Origin of the sequence: Asanoa sp. NPDC049475 (assembly GCF_040676915.1) — a bacterium.
GTDB lineage: Bacteria > Actinomycetota > Actinomycetes > Mycobacteriales > Micromonosporaceae > Asanoa.
On the sequence record NZ_JBFAPY010000002.1, the window covers coordinates 292962 to 311423 of the forward strand.

General features: G+C 71.8%; 23 protein-coding genes. 15 read left to right on the top strand and 8 right to left on the bottom strand.

The genetic code is table 11. The features are described from left to right. The first annotated feature begins 15 nt into the window (after positions 1-15). From AB0J88_RS07455 to AB0J88_RS07490, 8 genes are all read left to right on the top strand, one after another. Positions 16-1329 (top strand): Xaa-Pro peptidase family protein, encoded by a 1314-nt coding sequence (locus AB0J88_RS07455; protein ID WP_364347451.1) that lies wholly within the window; start codon positions 16-18, stop codon positions 1327-1329. Continuing rightward, positions 1322-2302 (top strand): thiamine pyrophosphate-dependent dehydrogenase E1 component subunit alpha, encoded by a 981-nt coding sequence (locus AB0J88_RS07460; RefSeq protein ID WP_364347448.1) that lies wholly within the window; start codon positions 1322-1324, stop codon positions 2300-2302. The genes AB0J88_RS07455 and AB0J88_RS07460 overlap by 8 nt, the downstream gene beginning before the upstream one ends. Next, positions 2290-3270 carry an alpha-ketoacid dehydrogenase subunit beta gene (locus tag AB0J88_RS07465; RefSeq protein ID WP_364347445.1) on the top strand — a complete coding sequence of 327 codons (981 nt, stop codon included), beginning with the start codon at positions 2290-2292 and terminating at the stop codon, positions 3268-3270. The genes AB0J88_RS07460 and AB0J88_RS07465 overlap by 13 nt, the downstream gene beginning before the upstream one ends. A 12-nt stretch (positions 3271-3282) precedes the next feature. Next, positions 3283-4179, top strand: a complete 897-nt coding sequence (locus AB0J88_RS07470; protein WP_364347442.1) for a cupin domain-containing protein — start codon at positions 3283-3285, stop codon at positions 4177-4179. A 2-nt stretch (positions 4180-4181) separates the two neighbouring features. Then, on the top strand, positions 4182-4865 hold the full coding sequence (locus tag AB0J88_RS07475; RefSeq protein WP_364347439.1) for an SDR family oxidoreductase: 684 nt from the start codon (positions 4182-4184) through the stop codon (positions 4863-4865). Beyond that, complete coding sequence (locus AB0J88_RS07480) at positions 4862-5728, top strand: NAD(P)-dependent oxidoreductase (protein WP_364347436.1); 867 nt, start codon at positions 4862-4864, stop codon at positions 5726-5728. The genes AB0J88_RS07475 and AB0J88_RS07480 overlap by 4 nt, the downstream gene beginning before the upstream one ends. Beyond that, complete coding sequence (locus AB0J88_RS07485) at positions 5725-6180, top strand: hypothetical protein (RefSeq protein WP_364347433.1); 456 nt, start codon at positions 5725-5727, stop codon at positions 6178-6180. The genes AB0J88_RS07480 and AB0J88_RS07485 overlap by 4 nt, the downstream gene beginning before the upstream one ends. 76 nt (positions 6181-6256) lie before the next feature. After that, positions 6257-6676: a hypothetical protein gene (locus tag AB0J88_RS07490; RefSeq protein ID WP_364347430.1), complete on the top strand. Its 420-nt coding sequence runs from the start codon at positions 6257-6259 to the stop codon at positions 6674-6676. A gap of 73 nt (positions 6677-6749) precedes the next feature. Here the strand turns inward: AB0J88_RS07490 and AB0J88_RS07495 are convergent, their stop codons facing one another. After that, positions 6750-7214 carry a DUF4395 domain-containing protein gene (locus AB0J88_RS07495; protein ID WP_364347427.1) on the bottom strand — a complete coding sequence of 155 codons (465 nt, stop codon included), beginning with the start codon at positions 7212-7214 and terminating at the stop codon, positions 6750-6752. A gap of 138 nt (positions 7215-7352) precedes the next feature. Between AB0J88_RS07495 and AB0J88_RS07500 the strand changes: the two genes are divergently transcribed. Next, positions 7353-7916: a DM13 domain-containing protein gene (locus AB0J88_RS07500; RefSeq protein WP_364347425.1), complete on the top strand. Its 564-nt coding sequence runs from the start codon at positions 7353-7355 to the stop codon at positions 7914-7916. Between the two features lie 117 nt (positions 7917-8033). Beyond that, positions 8034-8261, top strand: a complete 228-nt coding sequence (locus tag AB0J88_RS07505; protein WP_364347422.1) for a hypothetical protein — start codon at positions 8034-8036, stop codon at positions 8259-8261. A gap of 48 nt (positions 8262-8309) precedes the next feature. Here the strand turns inward: AB0J88_RS07505 and AB0J88_RS07510 are convergent, their stop codons facing one another. Genes AB0J88_RS07510 through AB0J88_RS07525 form a run of 4 tightly spaced genes read right to left on the bottom strand, consistent with a single transcriptional unit; the run spans position 8310 to position 11270 of the window. Next, a complete protein-coding gene (locus AB0J88_RS07510; protein ID WP_364347419.1) occupies positions 8310-8738 on the bottom strand; it encodes a hypothetical protein in 429 nt (142 codons plus the stop codon). Beyond that, positions 8735-9973 carry a molybdopterin-dependent oxidoreductase gene (locus AB0J88_RS07515; RefSeq protein WP_364347416.1) on the bottom strand — a complete coding sequence of 413 codons (1239 nt, stop codon included), beginning with the start codon at positions 9971-9973 and terminating at the stop codon, positions 8735-8737. Before AB0J88_RS07515 ends, AB0J88_RS07510 begins: the two co-directional genes overlap by 4 nt. Continuing rightward, positions 9970-10614: a class I SAM-dependent methyltransferase gene (locus AB0J88_RS07520; RefSeq protein ID WP_364347413.1), complete on the bottom strand. Its 645-nt coding sequence runs from the start codon at positions 10612-10614 to the stop codon at positions 9970-9972. Before AB0J88_RS07520 ends, AB0J88_RS07515 begins: the two co-directional genes overlap by 4 nt. Then, on the bottom strand, positions 10611-11270 hold the full coding sequence (locus tag AB0J88_RS07525) for a glycosyltransferase family 2 protein (RefSeq protein ID WP_364347410.1): 660 nt from the start codon (positions 11268-11270) through the stop codon (positions 10611-10613). The genes AB0J88_RS07520 and AB0J88_RS07525 overlap by 4 nt, the downstream gene beginning before the upstream one ends. A 128-nt stretch (positions 11271-11398) precedes the next feature. On the opposite strand from AB0J88_RS07525, the gene AB0J88_RS07530 reads away from it, so the two are divergent. Together AB0J88_RS07530 and AB0J88_RS07535 are read left to right on the top strand one after the other, a co-directional pair. Further along, entirely contained in the window at positions 11399-12445 is a 1047-nt protein-coding gene (locus tag AB0J88_RS07530) for an NAD-dependent epimerase/dehydratase family protein (RefSeq protein ID WP_364347407.1), read from the top strand. A 144-nt stretch (positions 12446-12589) separates the two neighbouring features. Continuing rightward, on the top strand, positions 12590-13819 hold the full coding sequence (locus AB0J88_RS07535) for a hypothetical protein (protein WP_364347565.1): 1230 nt from the start codon (positions 12590-12592) through the stop codon (positions 13817-13819). Here AB0J88_RS07535 and AB0J88_RS07540 read toward each other — a convergent pair. Beyond that, entirely contained in the window at positions 13806-14486 is a 681-nt protein-coding gene (locus tag AB0J88_RS07540) for a DUF2064 domain-containing protein (protein ID WP_364347404.1), read from the bottom strand. The genes AB0J88_RS07535 and AB0J88_RS07540 overlap by 14 nt on opposite strands. Positions 14487-14627: 141 nt before the next feature. Here AB0J88_RS07540 and AB0J88_RS07545 point away from each other — a divergent pair, with 141 nt between their 5' ends. Together AB0J88_RS07545 and AB0J88_RS07550 are read left to right on the top strand one after the other, a co-directional pair. Beyond that, complete coding sequence (locus AB0J88_RS07545; RefSeq protein ID WP_364347401.1) at positions 14628-15332, top strand: response regulator transcription factor; 705 nt, start codon at positions 14628-14630, stop codon at positions 15330-15332. Continuing rightward, complete coding sequence (locus AB0J88_RS07550; RefSeq protein ID WP_364347398.1) at positions 15325-16356, top strand: ATP-binding protein; 1032 nt, start codon at positions 15325-15327, stop codon at positions 16354-16356. Before AB0J88_RS07545 ends, AB0J88_RS07550 begins: the two co-directional genes overlap by 8 nt. Here the strand turns inward: AB0J88_RS07550 and AB0J88_RS07555 are convergent. Both AB0J88_RS07555 and AB0J88_RS07560 read right to left on the bottom strand, forming a co-directional pair. After that, a complete protein-coding gene (locus AB0J88_RS07555) occupies positions 16337-17254 on the bottom strand; it encodes an NADP-dependent oxidoreductase (RefSeq protein ID WP_364347395.1) in 918 nt (305 codons plus the stop codon). The two genes, AB0J88_RS07550 and AB0J88_RS07555, sit on opposite strands and share 20 nt — an antisense overlap. A gap of 29 nt (positions 17255-17283) precedes the next feature. Continuing rightward, complete coding sequence (locus AB0J88_RS07560; protein WP_364347392.1) at positions 17284-17688, bottom strand: nuclear transport factor 2 family protein; 405 nt, start codon at positions 17686-17688, stop codon at positions 17284-17286. Between the two features lie 137 nt (positions 17689-17825). Here AB0J88_RS07560 and AB0J88_RS07565 point away from each other — a divergent pair, with 137 nt between their 5' ends. After that, on the top strand, positions 17826-18452 hold the full coding sequence (locus tag AB0J88_RS07565) for a TetR/AcrR family transcriptional regulator (RefSeq protein ID WP_364347388.1): 627 nt from the start codon (positions 17826-17828) through the stop codon (positions 18450-18452). Positions 18453-18462 lie beyond the last annotated feature (10 nt).

Below are 18462 nucleotides of genomic sequence, written 5' to 3' on the forward strand. Positions count from 1 at the left end.
CAGAGGGGTGCTGCGGTGGCGATCGGCACGTACGGCACGAATGCCGTCGACTGGGAACAGCGCATCGACCTCGACCGGCTGCGCCGCGAACGGTTGGCCCGACTCAACGCCGAGCTCGAACGCTCCAGCCTCGGAGCGGTCCTCGCGTTCGACTTCGCGAACATCCGCTACATGACGGCCACCCACATCGGCACGTGGGCGATCGACAAGTTCATCCGGTTCGCGCTGCTGGTCCGCGGCGCCGAGCCGATCGTCTGGGACTTCGGCTCCGCGGCCCGCCACCACCAGCTCTACAACCCCTGGCTCGACGGCGAGAAGCGCGCCCGGGCCGGCATCTCCGTGCTGCGCGGCGCCTTCCACCCGGACGCCGGAATCGCCGACGAGCTGGCCCGCAAGATCGCCGTCGAGCTCGAGGAGCACGGCCTCGCCGACGCGCCGATCGGCATCGACATCGCCGAGATGCCCGTGCTGCTCGCGCTCCAGCGCGCCGGCATCGAGGTCGTCGACGGGCAGCAGCTCTTCCTGGAGGCCCGGCGCGTCAAGACCGTCGACGAGATCTCGTTGTTGACCCAGGCAGCGTCCATGGTGGACGCCGCCTACGAGGAGCTCTACGAGTTCCTGCGCCCGGGCGTCCGCGAGAACGAGTGCGTCGGCCTGGTCAGCAAGGTCCTCTACGACCTGGGCAGCGAGTTCGTCGAAGGCGTCAACGCTATCTCCGGCGAGCGCTGCGCCCCGCACCCGCACGTCTACAGCGACCGGCTGATCCGCCCCGGCGACCCGGCGTTCTTCGACATCCTGCACAGCCACGTCGGCTACCGCACCTGCTACTACCGGTGCTTCGCCGTCGGCAGCGCCTCGGCCGGCATGCGCGACGCCTACGTGCGGTGCCGGGAATACATGGACCGCGCGATCGCCGCCGTGCGGCCCGGTGCGACGACTGCCGACATCGTGTCGCTGTGGCCGCGCGCCGACGAGTTCGGCTTCCCCGACGAGGAGGCCGCTTTCGCGCTGCAGTACGGGCACGGCGTCGGCCTGTCCATCTGGGAGAAGCCCATCTTCAGCCGCCTGGTCTCCCTCGACCACCCCGAGGTGCTCGAGGAGGGGATGGTGTTCGCGCTGGAGACCTACTGGCCGTCGAAGGACGGCTGGGGCGCCGCACGGATCGAGGAGGAGGTCGTCGTGACCGCCGACGGATGCGAGGTCATCACCAAGTTCCCGGCCGAGGAGCTGCTCGTGGCCGGCCGCCGTTACTGGACGGTCGGCGGACCGCTGAACACGCAGCGGGAGGCCCAGTCGCACCTCAACACCAAGGCAGGCCGCGGTGAGTGAGACGACCGAGCTCCTCGACCTGTACGAGCGCATGGCGGTCATCCGGCGCACGGAGAAGGCCGCGTACGACATGTTCCTCGCCGGTCTCGTCAAGGGCACCACGCACCTGGCGTCGGGGCACGAGGCGGTGGCCGTCGGTGCCAGCGCGGCGCTGCGGCCCGACGACTACGTCTTCGCCACCTACCGCGGCCACCACCACGCCCTCGCCCGCGGCGCGACACCGGAAGCCTGCCTGGCCGAGCTGATGCAGAAGGCGACCGGGCTGTGCAAGGCCAAGGGCGGCTCGATGCACCTGACCCACGCCGAGGGCAACATGCTCGGCTCGTACGCCATCGTCGGCGCGCACCTCCCGATGGCCGTCGGCGCCGCCTGGTCGGCCCGGCTGCGCGGCACCGAGCAGGTGGCACTGGCGTTCTTCGGCGACGGCGCGACCAACATCGGCGCGTTCCACGAGGCGCTCAACCTGGCCGCCGTGTGGAAGCTGCCGGTCATCTTCGTCTGCGAGAACAACCTCTACATGGAATACACGCCGATCGGCGCGGTGACCGCGGTCGACCGCCCGGCCGCCGACCGGGCGCCGGCATACCGGATGGAGGCCCAGGTCGTCGACGGCAACGACGTCGTGCTGGTGCGCGAGGCGGTGGCCGCCGCGGTCGACCGGGCGCGGGCCGGCGACGGCCCGACCGTGATCGAGGCGGAGACCTACCGGCACTACGGGCACAGCCGCACCGACCCCGCCACCTACCGCCCGGCCGAGGAGGTCGAGCGCTGGCTCAAGCACGACCCCATCGACGTCGCCCGGGCCAGGCTCGAGGCGCTCGGGGTCTCGCCTGACGAGATCAAGGTGGTGGACGGGCGCGCGACGTCGACCGTCGCCGACGCGATCGCCGCGGCGAAGGCGGCACCGGACGCTGACGTCGCCGAGGCGTTCACCGACGTATGGGCCGATGGGGGTGCGCAATGGCGGATGTGATCACTTATCGGGCCGCCGTCTCCGAGGGGATCGCGCGGGAGATGCGCCGCGACTCCAGCGTGATCTGCCTGGGCGAGGACATCGGCGCGGCCGGCGGAGTGTTCAAGACGACCTCCGGGCTGTTCGAGGAGTTCGGGCCGACGCGGATCTGGGACACCCCGATCTCCGAGCAGGCGATCGTCGGCGCCGCGATGGGTGCCGCGATGACCGGCATCCGTCCGGTCGCCGAGATCATGTTCTCGGACTTCCTGGCCTGCTGCTGGGACTACCTGGCCAACGAGATCCCCAAGGTGCGCTACATGACCGGCGGGCAGGTCACCGTGCCGCTGGTCATCCGCACGGCCAACGGCGGCGGGCTCGGCTTCGGCGCGCAGCACTCGCAGGCCGTCGAGAACTGGGCGCTGACCATCCCCGGGCTCAAGATCGTCGCGCCGTCGACGCCCGCCGACGTGATCGGGCTGATGGCCTCCGCGATCCGCAGCGACGATCCGGTGGTCTTCTTCGAGCACAAGGGTCTGTTCGCGAGCAAGGGTCCGCTGCCGCCCGCCGGCCACGTGGTCGAGCTCGGCCGCGCGTCCGTCGTGCGCTCGGGTGACGACGTCACGCTGGTCGCGCTGGCCTCCACCGTGCACACCGCGCTGGCAGCGGCCGACGAGCTCGCCGAGTCCGGCATTTCCGCCGAGGTGGTCGACCTGCGGTGCCTGATCCCGATGGACCTGACGACGGTCCTCGCTTCGGTCGGCAAGACTTCGCGCCTGGTCACGGTCGAGGAGAACCCGCACCAGGCCGGCTGGGGCGCGACCGTCGTGTCCGTCGTGGTCGACGAGGGGTTCGAACTGCTCGACGCGCCGGTGCGCCGGGTCGCCTCGGCCAACGTGCCGCTGCCGTTCGCGGACGCGCTCGAGGACCAGGTAATCCCGACCACGGACAAGGTGGTGGCGGCCGTCCGCTCGGTCGTCAACTACTAGGAGGGTTTCCGGATGAACGACCGGCATGTGGTCATGCGCGCCGACGAGGCCGTCTACGCGACGTCCGCGGACGCGCGGGGCGGAACGGGGCTGACCCGGTGGATGATCGCCGGTGAGGGCTCACCGGGCGCCCTGCACACCGAGTTCAGCGTCTGTGCGCTGGAGCCGGGTGGCAAGGTGGCCACGGCCGTGCAGTCCTATGAGGAGTGCTTCTACGTCCTGTCCGGCAACCCCGTGTTGCAGACCGCGGAAGGGGCGACCCAGCTCGTCCCCGGTGACTACGGGTTGCTGCCCGTCGGGCTCGCCCACGCGTGGCGCAACGAGGGACCTCCGGCTCGGTTCGCTCAGATGCGGGCGACTCAACCCCGGGCGGCGTACGGCCATGACGTGTTCACGGTCGATGACCTGCCGGAGACCGCGCCGGTGCCGGTCGACGTGCGCGACCCGCGCACCCGGGCGTTCGGGCACATCGAGCCGATCAACATGGAGGTCGACAAGCAGCGCCAGGAGCTCCTCGCCATGTCGGCCAGCATGCGCACGGCCCTGCTCGTCTACAGCGGCATCACGGTCAAGATGATGGTCGACAGCGACCTCGGCGCCGACCTGACGACCATGTTCATGGTCCAGTACGAGCCCGCCGGCGTCGCCGGACCGCACGACCACCCGTTCGAGGAGACCTACCTGTTCCTCGAAGGGCAGGCCGAGGCGGTCTTCGACGGCCAGAGCTATCTGCTGCGGGCGGGCGACGCGGCGTTCGCGGGCGTCGGCTGCGTGCACGGCTTCCGCAACGTCGGCGACGGGCCGGTGCGGTGGCTCGAGACGCAGGCGCCGCAGCCGCCGGGCCGGCACTCGTACCGGTTCGTGCGGGACTGGGACTACCTCAACTCTGTTACTCGGGAAGGACACTGACCATGGCCGGCACGGTGCTCATCGTCGGCGGCACCGCCGGCATCGGCAGAGAGATAGCTTCCTCCTATGCGGCGCGCGGTCGCGACGTGGTCCTCACCGGGCGCGACGCCACGCGGTCGGCGAAGGTGGCGGCCGAGATCGGTGGGCCGGTCACCGGCCTCGCGCTGGACCTGACGGACCCGCGCGGGGTGGCCGCCGCCCTTTCGCCTGTGGGTGCCGTCGACCACGTCGTGCTCGCGGCGATCGAACGCGACTCGAACACGATCGGCGAGTACGACATCGAAGCCGCCCTCGCTCTGGTGACGCTGAAGCTGGTGGGCTACACCGCTGTCGTGCACGCCCTCAAGAGCCGCTTCACCGGTGCGGGTTCGGTCCTGTTGTTCGGCGGGATGGCCCGGGTGAGGCCGTATCCGGGCTCGACGACCGTCAGCGCCATCAACGCCGGTGTCCTCGGCATGGTCCGCACCCTGTCGTGCGAGCTGGCCCCGACGCGGGTCAACTCGATCCACCCGGGCATCGTCGGTGACAGTCCTTTCTGGACGGGCAAGTCGCTCGACGCGGTAGTCGCCAACACGCTTTCGGGCCGGCTGGCCACGATGGCCGAGGTGGTCGACGCGTCGGTGTTCCTGCTGGAGAACGGTGGGGTCAACGGCGTGGACCTGGTCGTCGACGGAGGGTGGCGGTGAGGGCCGCACCGGTCGCGGTCATCGGCACCGGCCGGATGGGCGCCGCGATGGTCGGCCGCCTGGCCGGCGCCGGCCACCCGGTCACGGTCTACAACCGCACGCCCGCGCGAGCCGCCGGTCTGCCGGCCGTCGTGGCCCCCACACCCCGGGAAGCGGCGCGCGGTGCGGCGTTCGTGGTCGTCTCACTGTCCGACGACGAAGCGGTCCGAGAGGTCTATGCCGACCTGATCCGCGGCTTGGAGCTGGACACCGTCGTCCTGGAGACGAGCACGATCCACCCGGACACGGTCCGCGAGCTCGCGTCGGCGGTGGGTGAGGCGCACCTGTTGGACACCCCGGTGTCGGGCAGCGTGGCGCTGGTCGCGCAGGGAGCGCTGACGGCCCTGGTCGGCGGCCCCGCCTCGGCACTGGAGCGCGCGCGGCCGGTCCTGTCCACCTTCGCGAGCCGCATCCTGCACCTCGGCCCGCAGGGAGCCGGCGCCACGATGAAGCTCGTCGTCAACTCGGTCATCCACGGCCTGAACCAGGCGGTGGCCGAGGCCCTGGTGCTCGCGGAACGAGCGGGCGTCGACCGAACGGCCGCCTACGACGTCCTGACGGCCAGCGCCGTCGCGGCGCCGTTCGTGGCGTACAAGCGCGACGCCTACGTCAACCCCGACGCCGCGGGAGTGGCGTTCGCGCTCGACCTGGTGGCCAAGGACCTGCGCCTGATAGACGCCTTGGCCACCAGCGTCGGCGCCCGCATGCCCCAACTCGCGGCCAATGCCGGGTTGGTCGCCGAGGCGGTCGAGGAGGGCTACGGCTCACGCGACATGAGCGCCCTGGCCGCTCTGTTGCGGAGGACGGGGACCATCGGCCCGTGACCGACCACGTCGCGAAGCCGGAGACCCGCGAAAACCTGGAGGCTTACCTGGACGCCCTGGGAGTTCGCGAGGGCAGCTACCACCTCTTCGGCGTCCATCTCGACGACGCGATTGTCATGGACCGACGACCGGACGGCTGGGCCGTCTTCCACTCGGAGCGCGGTGGGGAGCTCTCGCTCAACGTTCACGAGCACGAGGCGGACGCCTGTGCCGATCTGCTCGCTCGTGTGACGAGCGAAGACCATGTGTTCTTCGACCTGGTCGCGGGTCCGGCGCCCGTCGCCGACTCCGACCAGGCGTTCGACGCCTGGCTCCATGGATACGGAGTCACCCGCGAGGACCTCGACCCTGTCGACTGGAAGTTCGATGACGTGCCGTGGATCCCCGGCCCGCACTGGCGGCGCTATTTCGTGAGGATCACCGCAGCCCGGCGACTGGCCGAGACACCCTGATCTGTCGCGATTCCGCCGCCCGCGCCGCGTCCACGACCGATGGTGCGGCGAGGTTTACCTCGTACGATGGCGATCCATGAACGTGGCTCAGTGTGTGACCCGCAGTTGCACGACCGGGTGGTTGGACTGGATCCATGGGGAGCTGTGGCTCACGCCGACCGGGCTGATCCGGCAGCGGCTCAGTCTCGAAGAGACCATCGCACATGAGCTAGGGCCGACGGTAAGCCAGCCACTGGAACGCGCTGAGGTCACCGAGTTCGACCTGGATGGGCTGCTGGCCGAACACCCGACGAACAAGGTCATCGCGTTTGCCGACGTCGCAGACGCGCGGCTCGTTCGAGGTTTCGCCGCCCACGGCTTGCGGCTACGGATGCTTGACGGACGTCGGCACAAGCTCCTGTGGCTAACCCGAGACCCCGCGTACCAGATCCTCGACGAAGCGCTGCACTCCGCGCTTGGCGAGCGGCTACGCCGAGCGAACGGCCGTACCCAATAGTCGCGTTCGGCGTCGAACCAGCTCTGCGCGAGGTGTTCGTCGACGCCGGCCGGCGGGTCGCGATCGACCCGGCTCAGGCGGGTTTCAGGCGGCGGATCAGACGGTAGGCCTTGCAGCCCAGGCACACCCCGGTGGTTGCGTTGAGAGCGGTCAAGCCGAAGGCGAGGGCGGTGAGGCTGTAGCCGGCGACATCGACGCCAGAAGAGAAGGTGATCAGCGCCAGAGCGGCGAGGAAGAAGCCGATGAGTTGGGCGAATCTCGGCGGCCGAGCATCCTCCAACTCGGCTGGCGTTGCGAGCCGCGGCCAGATGAGACGGGCGAAGATCTGCGCCCACAACGACCACTGAAAACTTACGAACGCGGTGAACGCGAATACGGCGACCTGGGAGGCGAGCAGGCCGAGAGCCAATGGTCGAGCAACGTCAACGACAAGCAGTACAACGGCGAGGACGGTTGCTGTGGCCCCGGCGCTGAATCGCAAGAGGCGCGGATCGAGACGGGCGCGGAGCGGGCACGCGCCGATACTGGTCCTGCGCATGTGGTTCTCCCAGAGAGTGAGATGCCAGCGCTAGTCCGATCCAGGGTCAGCGTAGTCCGCCCGGCTGTCGATGCCGCAGACGCGGAGTGTCACCGTTCGGTAAGGACTTTCCTGACTGGAGTGCGGTGTACTCGTGGGGTGATCGCGCGTCTGGTTCGTCGGCCGTTGGTGTGGGTCGCGGTGGCGGTCCTGGTGGCCGGCACCGGGATCGCCCTCTACTGGTTCCAGCCTTGGAAACTCGCCACGGACCGTGAGGTCAACGAGTTGTTGGCCGCCGTCCCGGTGTCGCCGAGCCCGGCGGCGGCTAGCGAGCCCGCAGTGTCCGCGTCGCCGTCTGGGCCGTCGGTCGTGCGGCAGGGCCGGTTCGTCAGCCACGAGCACGACACCAGTGGGCTGGCGCGGATCGTTCGGAACGCGGACGGGTCGCACGTGCTCGAACTGGTCGGCCTCGACACCTCCGACGGCCCGGACCTGCGGGTGTGGCTGTCCGACCAGCCGGTGCGGTCCGGCTCCCGGGGATGGCGCGTCTTCGACGACGGTGCCTGGGTGGAGCTCGGAAAGCTCAAGGGCAACAAGGGCGACCAGACGTACGCCATCCCGGCGCGCACGGACCTCGACCACCTGACGAGCGCCGCCATCTGGTGCAAACGCTTCTCGGTCTCGTTCGGCGCCGCCAGCCTCGCGCCGGCGGCCAGCCGCTGAGCACAAGTGCGCCGTGAAGATTGGCAACCAAGAACCACTGGCATCGACACGAACCGGCCGGTTGATTCCCAGCTTTACGGGTACGCGGACGGGAGACGCCCGGGAAGGAGTGACGTCATGGCCGAGTCACATTCGCCCGCCGACGACATCGTCTACGACCTCGTCAGCATCCAGTATCACGCGCTGAAGGCCACGACGCTGTACGCCACGTACCTCGAGGACGCGGAGGGCCACGACGACGTACGCCAGTTCATCGAGAAGGTCCGCGAGGAGGACGCCCAGCGTGCCCTGACCTGCCACCAACTGCTCGGCAAGCTCACCTCCGCACGCGGCGGAATCGGGTGACCGAGCAGGAACAGCATCCTGTGCGGGTCAGCCTGCGGGCGTACGACGTCAGCTCTGACCCGGTGGCGGGTCAGCTCGGCTCCGTAGCCGTGCCGTCAGGGTCGCGACAAGGGTGACGGCCCAGACGATGCCGAGGATGATCAGAAGTCCGCGGCCGTAGTCGAGCGGAAGCGCCGACGGGTCGTCGCCCCGGCGGCCGCGACCGAGCACGAACGGGATCGCCATCAGGGTGACCGCCAGGCTGATGATCGCCGCGACCCGGACCGGCCGGCGGACCGCGATCGGCAGGAACCGTCCGATCAGGACGCCCAGCCCGATGGTCAGCGGCACCAGGATCGCGTCATGGGCGACGACGACAGCCGCGAGGAACGCGAGTTGGCCGCCCGGCTCCGTGGCGGGGTCGGTGGCGGCGCCGAACAGCGCGTAGGCCATCACTCCCACGCCGGCGCCGACGAGGATCCGGCGGGTCCACCTCATGGCGCCGGCCGCACGGTGAGCCGGGCCAGCCACTTGGTCTGCAGAACCCCGGGGCGGTTGGGTGCGATCAGCCGGGCCGGGTAGCCGTGGTCGAGGTGCAGCGGCTCGCCGCGCAACCGCAGCGCCACGAGCGTCAGCGGGTCGTGGGCGTGCGCCGGGTCGACCGTCGTGCTGCGGTAGAGCCCCGCGGTCTCCAGCGACTCGGCGAAGACTTCGAACCCGCGCGCCTCGGCACCCGCCAGCGCCATCAGGTCGCGCAGGCGTACGCCCGTCCAGACCGCGTCGGCGCTCCAGCCCTCGACGCACGTGATCGGCAGCGAGACGGTGTGCTGCGGGAGCGCTTCGAGGTCGGCGAGCGACAGCTCGGTGGTGCCGCCCGGGCCGTCGAGTACGAGCCGGTAGGCCGGGTCGACGGCCAACGTCCGGACACCTGCGGCCCCGGCGGTGCGGTTGACCGGCAGCTGTTGCGGGCCGGTGCGCGGGCGGCGCGGTGCCAGCAACGAGATCGGCGCCAGCGGCGCGACCGTCTGGCCGACCGTCGCAAGGGTGATGACGCCGGCCGCACCGGCCGTGGCGGCCAGCAGTCCCCGCCTGGTCAGCGTGCCCGGCGGCACGGTGCCGCGCGGACGCCGGGTCAGGCCGGCCCTGATCAGCGGCAGCTTGACCCCGATGTGCGTGACGATCGCGCCGATCGCGAGCCACGCCGTCCAGTAGTGCGCGCTCGGGAAGAAGAAGTGCATCGGGCCGTACCACAGAGCGATGTTGAGTACGCCGGTGACGAGCTGGAACAGGGCGGCGGCGATCAGCACCAGCACGCTGAGCCGCTCGACCGCCTGCGCGAGGTCGCGCGCTGGTGGCCAGCGGAACAGCCGTGGGTAGACCGACCACAGCTTGACGCCGAGCAGCGGGATGGTGGCCAGTCCGGTGGCGACGTGCAGCCCCTGGGTGACCCGGAAGAGCGAGATCGGTCGTGCCGGCCAGTGGAACCAGCCCGGCGGGTGCTGGATGAGGTGGTCGAGCAGGCCGGTGACGAAGCACGTCCCGAACGCGACGGCGAGCGCCAGGCCGAGGAAGCTGGTCAGGCGCGCGGACCGCAGCTTGGACGGGAAGGCTCCCTTGCGGAACGGCCCACGACGGAGGGTGGCCGGTGGCGCCGGCAGCGGCTCGTCCAGCCAGCGCAGCACCGCCCGTGCCCGACCGGCCGTCCGGGACCGCGCACCGGGTTCGGGGGTCACCGATGGGTCAGGGTCGCGAACCATCGACCGGCCTCCGTCCACGTCGATTGGACCCGCGTGCGCGCTGACGCGGCGACGGCGGCGATGTCGTCGACGCCGACGTACGCCCAGCGCAGCGGCGGGCTCTCGGCACCTCCGTGGGTGCGCAGCCGCACCTCGCCGGCCCAGAACGGCGTCCCCGGCGGGTCGAGCTCGGCCACCACCCGGCCGCCGGGCGCCAGCAGGCCGGCGCACCGGCGCAGCAGCCGCACCGGGTCCCCGCCGATGCCGATGTTGCCGTCGGCGAGCAGGACGCTGTGCCAACGCCCTTCCAGCGGCAGCCCCGCGAAGACGTCACCGAGCATCGCCCGGCCACCGCGTCGGCGCGTCGACCGCACGGCCGCCCGGCTCACGTCGATGCCGAGCGCGAACCGGCCACTGCCCGCGAGTGCGGCGGTCAGCCGGCCCGGTCCGCAGCCGACGTCCAACGTGGACCCGGTGGTACGGGACAGCAGGCCAGCGTCGCCCGGAATCTCCTTCGCGTTCCAGGCCAACGGATCCAGCCGCCGCCACCGCCCGGCACCGTCGACGAACCGGGCTCCCGGGTCGGCGCCGACGGCCGCGGCGCGCAGCACGGCGTCGAACGCCGGCGCCACCGTCATCGGGCGAGGACCTTGGACATGTCGCGAACGGCCCGCGCGGTGCCGCGCACGGTGCCGGTCACCTTCGAGCGGCTCCCGGCGGCACGTGGCGCGTAGTCGACGTCGACCTCGGCGACCGTCCAGCCGGCCCGCGCGGCCTCGACCACCATCTCCAACGGGTAGCCGAACCGCCGGTCGCGCAGGTCCAGCGCGAGCAGGTCGGCGAGGCGGGCGGCCCGCATGGGGCCGAGGTCGTGCAGGTCGAATCCCGTGGTCCGGCGCAGTCGCCAGGCCAGGGCCGCGTTGGCGAGCCGGGCGTGAGCGGGCCAGGCACCGGCGGTCGTCGGGCGGCGGCGGCCCAGCACGAGTCGGGCGTGCCCGGCGCGCACGGGGTCGGCGACCCGCGGGAGCTGGGCGGGGTCGAACGACCCGTCGGCGTCCATCACGCAGACCAGGCCGTCGGCGGGGTCGGCGGCGGTCAATCCCGTGTGGACGGCCGCTCCGAAGCCGCGCTCCGGCGCGGTGACGACGATCGCGCCATGAGCGGCGGCGATCTCGGGCGACCCGTCGGTGGACCCGTTGTCGGCCACGATGGCGCGGTAGCCGGGCGGCATCCGACGGAGCAGCCAGGGCAGGGCCGCGGCCTCGTCGAGGCAGGGAAGTACGACGTCCGTCATGGTCATTCAACGTACTGACAAACCCGTCCGTAAACCCTTACGAATCACAGACCAAGATATTAGGAACCAATTACGCGCGGCGGCGATGCCTGGTTTCCGGCGCCAGGACCCTTACGGTCGATCAGGTGATGCGCGTTCTCGTTACCGGCGGCGCCGGTTTCATCGGTTCTCAGGTCGTCGTGGCGCTGACGGCGGCCGGACATGACGTGCGGGTGCTCGACGTCGGCCATCCGGCGGCACACCGTGCGCCGCTCCCGTCCACGGTGGCCGGCGTGCCGCTGGTGGTCGCCGACGTGCGCGACGCCGACGCCGTCGGGGCCGCGGTCGCCGGGGTCGACGCGGTCGTCCACCAGGCGGCCATGGTCGGCATGGGCGTGGATCTGGACGATCTTCCCGAGTACGTCGGTTGCAACGACCTCGGCACGGCGGTGCTGCTCGCGGCCATGGCCAGAGCGGGCATCGGCAGGCTGGTGCTGGCCAGCTCGATGGTCGTCTACGGCGAGGGCGCCTACGCGTGCCCGGTGCACGGCGCGGTCCGGCCGGCGCACCGTGCGGAGGCGGACCTCGCCGCCGGTCGCTTCGAGCCGACCTGTCCGCGGTGTGCGGAGCCGCTGTCGCCGGGGTTGGTCGACGAGGACGCCCCGCTCGAACCGCGCAGCGTCTATGCGGTGACCAAGCTCGCGCAGGAGAACCTCGCCGCGGTGTGGGCGCGGCAGACCGGAGGCTCGGCGACGGCCCTGCGCTACCACAACGTCTATGGGCCGGGGATGCCGCGCGACACCCCGTACAGCGGCGTGGCAGCGATCTTCAGGTCCGCGCTCGAGGCCCGCCGGGCGCCGCGGGTCTTCGAGGACGGGGGCCAGCGGCGGGACTTCGTGCACGTCCGGGACGTGGCCGCCGCGAACCTCGCCGCGCTCACGGCCAGCGCCGTCCCGTCCGGCTTCCGGGCGTACAACGTCGCGTCGGGCCGGCCCACCACCATCGGCACGATGGCGACCGCGCTGGCCGACGCCATGGGTGGTCCGGCGCCGCTGGTGACCGGCGACTTCCGGGCCGGCGACGTGCGCCACGTGGTCGCCGCGCCCGACCGCGCCGTGGCCGAGCTCGGCTTCCAGGCCCGGATTCCGCTGGTGGAGGGGATCGCCGAGTTCGCGTACGCGCCGCTGCGGGGCTGACCGGTGACCACTTCGCGCGAGCGCGCGACACCCGTCGGCACCACCCGGCCGGCTGATGGATCCACCCGCGCGGACGTGCTCGCCGCCGGCGTGGCCGTCGCCCTCGTCGGCGTCGCCGCCCTCGTCGCGCTCGCCGAGCCGACCGTGACCGGTGTGCCGTCGGTGCGGCTGGCCGCTCCGCTGTTCGCGCGCTGGCTGCCGCACGTCGGGCCGGGCACGCCGGTCGTGCTGCTGATCGCCGCCGCTGTCATCTGGCACGGCCCGGCCCTGGCCGCCCGGCTGCCCTGGCGGCGGCTGCTCGGCGCCGGATACGTGGCCGCCGTGGCCTGGACGATGGCCCTGGCCATGGTCGACGGCTGGCAGCGCGGGTTCGCCGGCCGGCTGGCCACGCCCCACGAATATCTCGCCGAGGTGCCCGGTGTCGCGGACGTGCCGGCCACGCTGCGCGGGTTCACCGACCGCATCCTCGACTTCCAGCCCGACTCGTGGACCACCCACGTCGCCGGACACCCACCCGGCGCGCTCCTGGTGTTCGTCGCCCTCGACCGGGTCGGGCTGGGCGGGGGAGCATGGGCGGCGCTCGTGTGCGTCCTCGCCGGGTCGCTGGCCGTCGTGGCCGTGCCCGTCGCCGTCCGGGCTCTCGGCACCGAGGAGGCTGCCCGGGTGGCCGTACCCTTCCTCGTGCTCTTTCCGGGCGCGGTCTGGATCGGTGCCTCCGCGGACGGCCTGTTCACGGGCGTCACCGCGGGCGGCATCGCCCTGTTGGCCGTCGCGGCGACCCGCGCGGGACCGTCCGGCCGCTGGCTCGCCGTCGTCGCCGGCGTCGTGCTGGGCTTCGGGTGCTACCTCTCGTACGGCCTGGTGTTGATCGCGCCCATCGCCGTCGCGGTGCTGGTCGCCGCCCGCCGGGTCACGCCGCTGTTCTGGGCGGCCGGGGGAGTGGCGCTGGTGGTCGCGGCGTTCACGCTGGCCGGTTTCTGGTGGCTCGACGGCTACCACGCGCTCGTCGAGCGCTACTACCAGGGAATCGCCAGCGACCGCCCATACCTCTACTGGGTCTGGGCCAACATCGCCTGCGTGACGCTGTGCGCCGGTCCGGCGATGGCGCCGGTCGTGCGCCGGGTGGTGGTCGCCGTCTGGCGGCGCCGATGGTCGACGGCCACCGCCGTGCTTCCGCTCGCGGCCGTCCTCGCCGTCGTCGCGGCCGACGCGTCCGGCATGAGCAAGGCCGAGGTCGAGCGGATCTGGCTGCCCTTCGTCGTCTGGCTGCCGGCCGGCGCCGTGCTTCTGCCGGCGGGCGGCCGTCGCGGCTGGCTCGCCGCGCAGGCATTGACCGCGATCGTCGTCAACCACGTCCTGCTCACAACCTGGTGACCCGCGCACCCGCGCCGGCCGTCACCCGCCGGACGACGTCGGCGAACGCCGTGTCGGGGATGAGCCGGGCCACTTCGCGGGCGGCCGGCCAGTCGTCGACGTCGGTCAGCGTCGGCAGTTCCGCGATCCGCAGTCCGCGCGCGGCGAGCGCGTTCCAGGTGCGCTCGTAGGTCGCGGCCGTCGACATGGGCACCGCCCGCACCGCCTCGGCGTGGCGCGGGTCGCGGAACCCGATCGCCCACCATCCACCGTCCGAGGCGGGGCCGATCACCGCGTCGGCGTCGTCCAGCCGGCGCGACGCGGCGTCCAGCAGCGCCGGGGTGACCTGTGGCGTGTCCATGCCGATCTGCACCACCGCCCGACCGGGCAGGGCCGCGGCGACCTCGGCGTGCGCGTTGGCGAGGCGCGCCGCGAGCCCGTCGCCGCGCTGGGGGAAGCGTCGCCACCCGGCGAACGCCCTCCGCAGGTCGGCCCGGCCGACCGCGTCCGCGAACACGCCGGTGTGGGCGAGCACAGGCGTGGCCACCGTCGCCCGCACCGCCGCCGCCGTGGCCAGGAGGGCGGCTCGCGCGACCTCGGCCGCCTGGCGCGGTGTGGCCGGCGGGCACAACCGGGTCTTGGCCAATCCGGGGACGGGCGCTTTCGCCACCACCAGCACGACACTCACCGTCGGAGCGTAACCAGTACGGCGCTGTCCGTACCCGCGATGCGAGACGCGGTAAGGAACCCGCAAGATTTGCCGGGGTCACCGGCCTTCGCGTGCTGGCTAACCTTGCGGCATGGCAGCGGGCTTCGTGGCAGGTCGAGGGTGACGCAGCGGGTGTTGGTCGTCGACGACGACCAGACGGTCAGCGACGTCGTCTGCCGCTACCTGGAGCACGCGGGCTACGAGGTCAGCCATGCCTCCGACGGCGTGGCGGCGCTCGTCGCGGTGGCCGAGCAGTCGCCCCACCTGGTGGTGCTGGACCTCATGTTGCCCGGCATCGACGGGCTCCAGGTCTGCCGGCGCCTGCGGGGGCGGCCCGACGGCGTACCGATAATCATGCTCAGCGCCCTCGGCACCGAGCAGGACCGGCTGGTCGGCCTCCAGCTCGGCGCCGACGACTACCTCACCAAGCCGTTCTCGCCGCGCGAGCTGGTGCTGCGGGTGCAGTCGGTGCTCCGCCGCGCCGGCGCACCCGCCGCGCCCGATCGCCCCGAGGTCCTCCGCGACGGCGACCTGGCGGTCGAGACCGGCCCGCGGATCGCGTACCGCGACGGCGTCGAGCTGCCGCTGACCTTGCGCGAGTTCGACCTGCTCGCGTTCTTCCTCCGCCAGCCCGGCCGCGCGTTCACCCGCGCCGAGCTCCTGGAACAGGTGTGGCACTGGAGCATCGGCGACCAGTCCACGGTCACGGTCCATGTGCGGCGGCTCCGCGAGAAGATCGAGCCCGACCCGGCGACACCGCGCCGGATCGTCACGGTCTGGGGCGTCGGCTACCGGTACGAGCCGGGCGGGCACGCCGGTGCGTGACCTGATCCTGATCCTCCTGCTCGCGTTCGGTGCGGCGCTCGCCGTCGGCGTGCTCGGCGCGGGCGCCCTGCGGCTGCTGCGCCGCCGTTCGATCACGGTGCACGTGACGGTGCTGCTGGCGACCACCGTCGCGGCCGTCGTGGCGGGCGTGACCGCGGTCGCCGAGGCGATGTTCCTGTCCGCCCACGACCTCGAGGTCGTGGTCGTCACCGTGTCGGCCGCCGCCGTGGTGAGCCTCGGCATCGGCGTCGCGTTCGGACGGCGGCTCGCGGCCGCCGCCGTCTGGGCCGACCACGCCCGCGAGCGCGAGCGCCGGTTGGAGAAGGACCGGCGGGACCTGGTCGCCTGGGTCTCCCACGACCTGCGTACGCCGTTGGCCGGTCTGCGCGCCATGGCCGAGGCGCTCGAGGACGGCGTGGTGGACGACTCCGTGACGGTCGCCGAATACCACCGGCGGATCCGCATCGAGTCCGACCGGATGGCCCGCCTGGTCGACGACCTGTTCGAGCTGTCCCGCATCAACGCCGGCGCGCTGCGGCTCTCCCTCTCGACCGTGCCGCTCGGCGACGTCGTCTCCGACGCGCTGGCCACCGCCGCGCCGCTGGCGGCCGCCCGGCGGATCCGGCTCGAGGCCGCGCAGAACGGCTGGCCCACCGTCACCGCCAGCGAGCCCGAGCTCGCCCGCGTCGTGGCGAACCTGGTGCTCAACGCCGTTCGCTACACGCCGCAGGACGGCACGGTCCGGGTGGAGGCGGGCCAGGAGAACGACGCCGCGTGGCTCGCCGTCGCCGACACCTGCGGCGGCATCCCGCCGGTGGACCTGCCACACGTCTTCGACGTCGCGTTCAGGGGAGAGCCCGCCCGCACGCCGCCGAGCGCCGGCACGACCGCCTCGGGCGGCATCGGGCTCGCGATCGTCCATGGTCTGGTCCAGGCGCACGGCGGCAGCGTCAACGTCGAGAACACCGTCGACGGGTGCCGCTTCCTGGTCCGCCTGCCGGCGGCTACGGGCGTACGCGGATGATCGTCTTTCCCTTGGGCCGCTCGGTGGGATTGAGCGCCGCGGCGGCGTCGTCAAGGGTCGCGACGGTGCCGATGGCCGTCCGCAGGCGTCCGTCGCGTACGCGCCGGACGAGCTCGTTCAGCTGGGTGCGGTCTGATTCGACGACGAAGTCGATCGCCAGGCCGTCCTTGGGCCGCGCCGTCGGCGGGCCGACGACCGTCACCAGCGTTCCACCGGAGCGCACCAGCGCCGCGGATCGCGTCCCGATGTCTCCGCCGAACACGTCGAAGACCAGGTCGACGGCGCCGACGTCGTCCAGCCGGTCGTTGTCGAGGTCGACGAACTCCTTCGCGCCGAAGTCGAGCGCGCTCTGACGGTGGCCGGCGTGTCCGGTGCCGATGACGTAGGCGCCCGCCTCTCGCGCGAGCTGGGTCACCATCGATCCGACGCCGCCGGCCGCACCGTGCACGAGCACGCTCTGTCCCGCCCGGAGGCGACCGTGCTCGAACAGGACCTGCCACGCGGTCAGGCCGGAGATCGGCAGGCTGGCGCCCACGGTGAAATCGACGTCGGCCGGCAGCGGTGCGAGGTTGCGGGCCTCGACGGCCGCGTACTCCGCCAGCGTGCCGTCGCGGGTCCAGTCCGTGAGGCCGAACACCCGCTGCCCCACCGACAGCCCCCTCGTGCCGTAGCCGAGGGCGCTCACCACGCCGGCCAGCTCGTGACCCGGGATCGTGGGCGTCCGGTCACGGCCGAGCCGATCGGTCCAGGTCGAGGGCCACGTCAACTCCGTCGGCGTGAAGCCCGAGGCATGCACCTCCACGAGCACGTCGTTGATCGCGGGCTCCGGCTCGGGTCGGTCGGCCAGCGTCATACCGGCGGTACCGGCGGCCTCGTCCTTCACCACAATCGCCTTCATCTGGCACCTCCCTGTGTCCACTACCGCCCTCAGGCGGGCTGTCGTACCGCTGTCCCGGCGTTGTTGTCGATCACGTACCGCCAGAATCCGTCCGCGCCGCGGTGCACGACATCGCATGCCGAGCCGCCGAGGTGCACCTGCTCTCCGTCGCGACCCGTGCCGTCGATCGACCAGTCCAGGACGATCTCGGCGACGTCGCCGGCGACGAACACATGGCGGGCCTTGGCGTGGAGCGGCAGACCGTGGTGAAGGTCGGGCTCGAGTTGGGCACCGATGTCGGCGTGGCCCATGACGGTTCTCCCGTCCTGCAGGACGAGCACGGCCTCCGGCTCGTACAAGGTCAGCATCGCGCCCACCTCGCCGGAGTTGAACCGCTCGACCAGCGCGGGGACGACATCCTCGGGGATCGCGGGAAGCGGGAAGGAAACAGACATATCGCGCTCCTTGCTCGTGGTGATTGCTCGCACTGACTGGACCATATCGTCCACTTGGCCGGGATGCCAACGCAGACTGCCAGCGGGTCAAATCCTGGAGATGGACTCTGAGGTCCTATTCTGGATACACTTCACCGATGGGCGACGAGCGGGCGACGCAGCCGAGGATCAGTCAGCGGGGGATGGCGACCCGCGACCGGATCCTCGAGGCGGCGAACCGGCTGATGCTCGTCCGCGGAGTCAACGCTACGACCCTCGACGACGTCCGTGAGGCGAGTCAGACCAGCAAGTCCCAGCTCTACCGCCACTTCGCCGACAAGCAGGAGCTCGTGCGCGCGCTGGTCAAATACCGTGGCGCGCTCGTGCTCCAGCGCGAGCGCGGCGGGCTCGAGCGGCTGAGGTCGTTCTCCGGGCTGGTCCGGTGGCGCAACGCCCTGGTCCAGGCCAACGCGCTCAACAACGGCAGGTACGGGTGTGGCCTCGGGTCCATGGCTGTCGAGCTCTCGGACCAGGACGAGCAGTCCCGGTCGATGCTGTCGGAGACCTTCGCCGAATGGGAAAAGCTGATCAGTGACGGTCTGCACCGGATGCGGGAAAGCGGTGCGCTGCGGCAGGACGCCGACCCGGAGAAGCTCGCCACGGGTCTGATGGCGGCCCTGCAGGGCGGTTACCTGCTGGCGAACGCCGCGCACGACGTCGGACCCATGGAAGTCGCTCTGGACATGGCGCTGGAGCACATCAGGTCATTCCTCGTACGCGACTGATCCTCTGGAC

Bases quoted from the DNA above. Each gene is read 5' to 3' on its own strand.
- AB0J88_RS07465 (WP_364347445.1), top strand. From the start codon at position 2,290: ATGGCGGATGTGATCACTTATCGGGCCGCCGTCTCCGAGGGGATCGCG.
- AB0J88_RS07470 (WP_364347442.1), top strand. From the start codon at position 3,283: ATGAACGACCGGCATGTGGTCATGCGCGCCGACGAGGCCGTCTACGCG.
- AB0J88_RS07475 (WP_364347439.1), top strand. From the start codon at position 4,182: ATGGCCGGCACGGTGCTCATCGTCGGCGGCACCGCCGGCATCGGCAGA.
- AB0J88_RS07490 (WP_364347430.1), top strand. From the start codon at position 6,257: ATGAACGTGGCTCAGTGTGTGACCCGCAGTTGCACGACCGGGTGGTTG.
- AB0J88_RS07495 (WP_364347427.1), bottom strand. From the start codon at position 7,214: ATGCGCAGGACCAGTATCGGCGCGTGCCCGCTCCGCGCCCGTCTCGAT.
- AB0J88_RS07505 (WP_364347422.1), top strand. From the start codon at position 8,034: ATGGCCGAGTCACATTCGCCCGCCGACGACATCGTCTACGACCTCGTC.
- AB0J88_RS07510 (WP_364347419.1), bottom strand. From the start codon at position 8,738: ATGAGGTGGACCCGCCGGATCCTCGTCGGCGCCGGCGTGGGAGTGATG.
- AB0J88_RS07520 (WP_364347413.1), bottom strand. From the start codon at position 10,614: ATGACGGTGGCGCCGGCGTTCGACGCCGTGCTGCGCGCCGCGGCCGTC.
- AB0J88_RS07525 (WP_364347410.1), bottom strand. From the start codon at position 11,270: ATGACGGACGTCGTACTTCCCTGCCTCGACGAGGCCGCGGCCCTGCCC.
- AB0J88_RS07530 (WP_364347407.1), top strand. From the start codon at position 11,399: ATGCGCGTTCTCGTTACCGGCGGCGCCGGTTTCATCGGTTCTCAGGTC.
- AB0J88_RS07555 (WP_364347395.1), bottom strand. From the start codon at position 17,254: ATGAAGGCGATTGTGGTGAAGGACGAGGCCGCCGGTACCGCCGGTATG.
- AB0J88_RS07560 (WP_364347392.1), bottom strand. From the start codon at position 17,688: ATGTCTGTTTCCTTCCCGCTTCCCGCGATCCCCGAGGATGTCGTCCCC.
- AB0J88_RS07565 (WP_364347388.1), top strand. From the start codon at position 17,826: ATGGGCGACGAGCGGGCGACGCAGCCGAGGATCAGTCAGCGGGGGATG.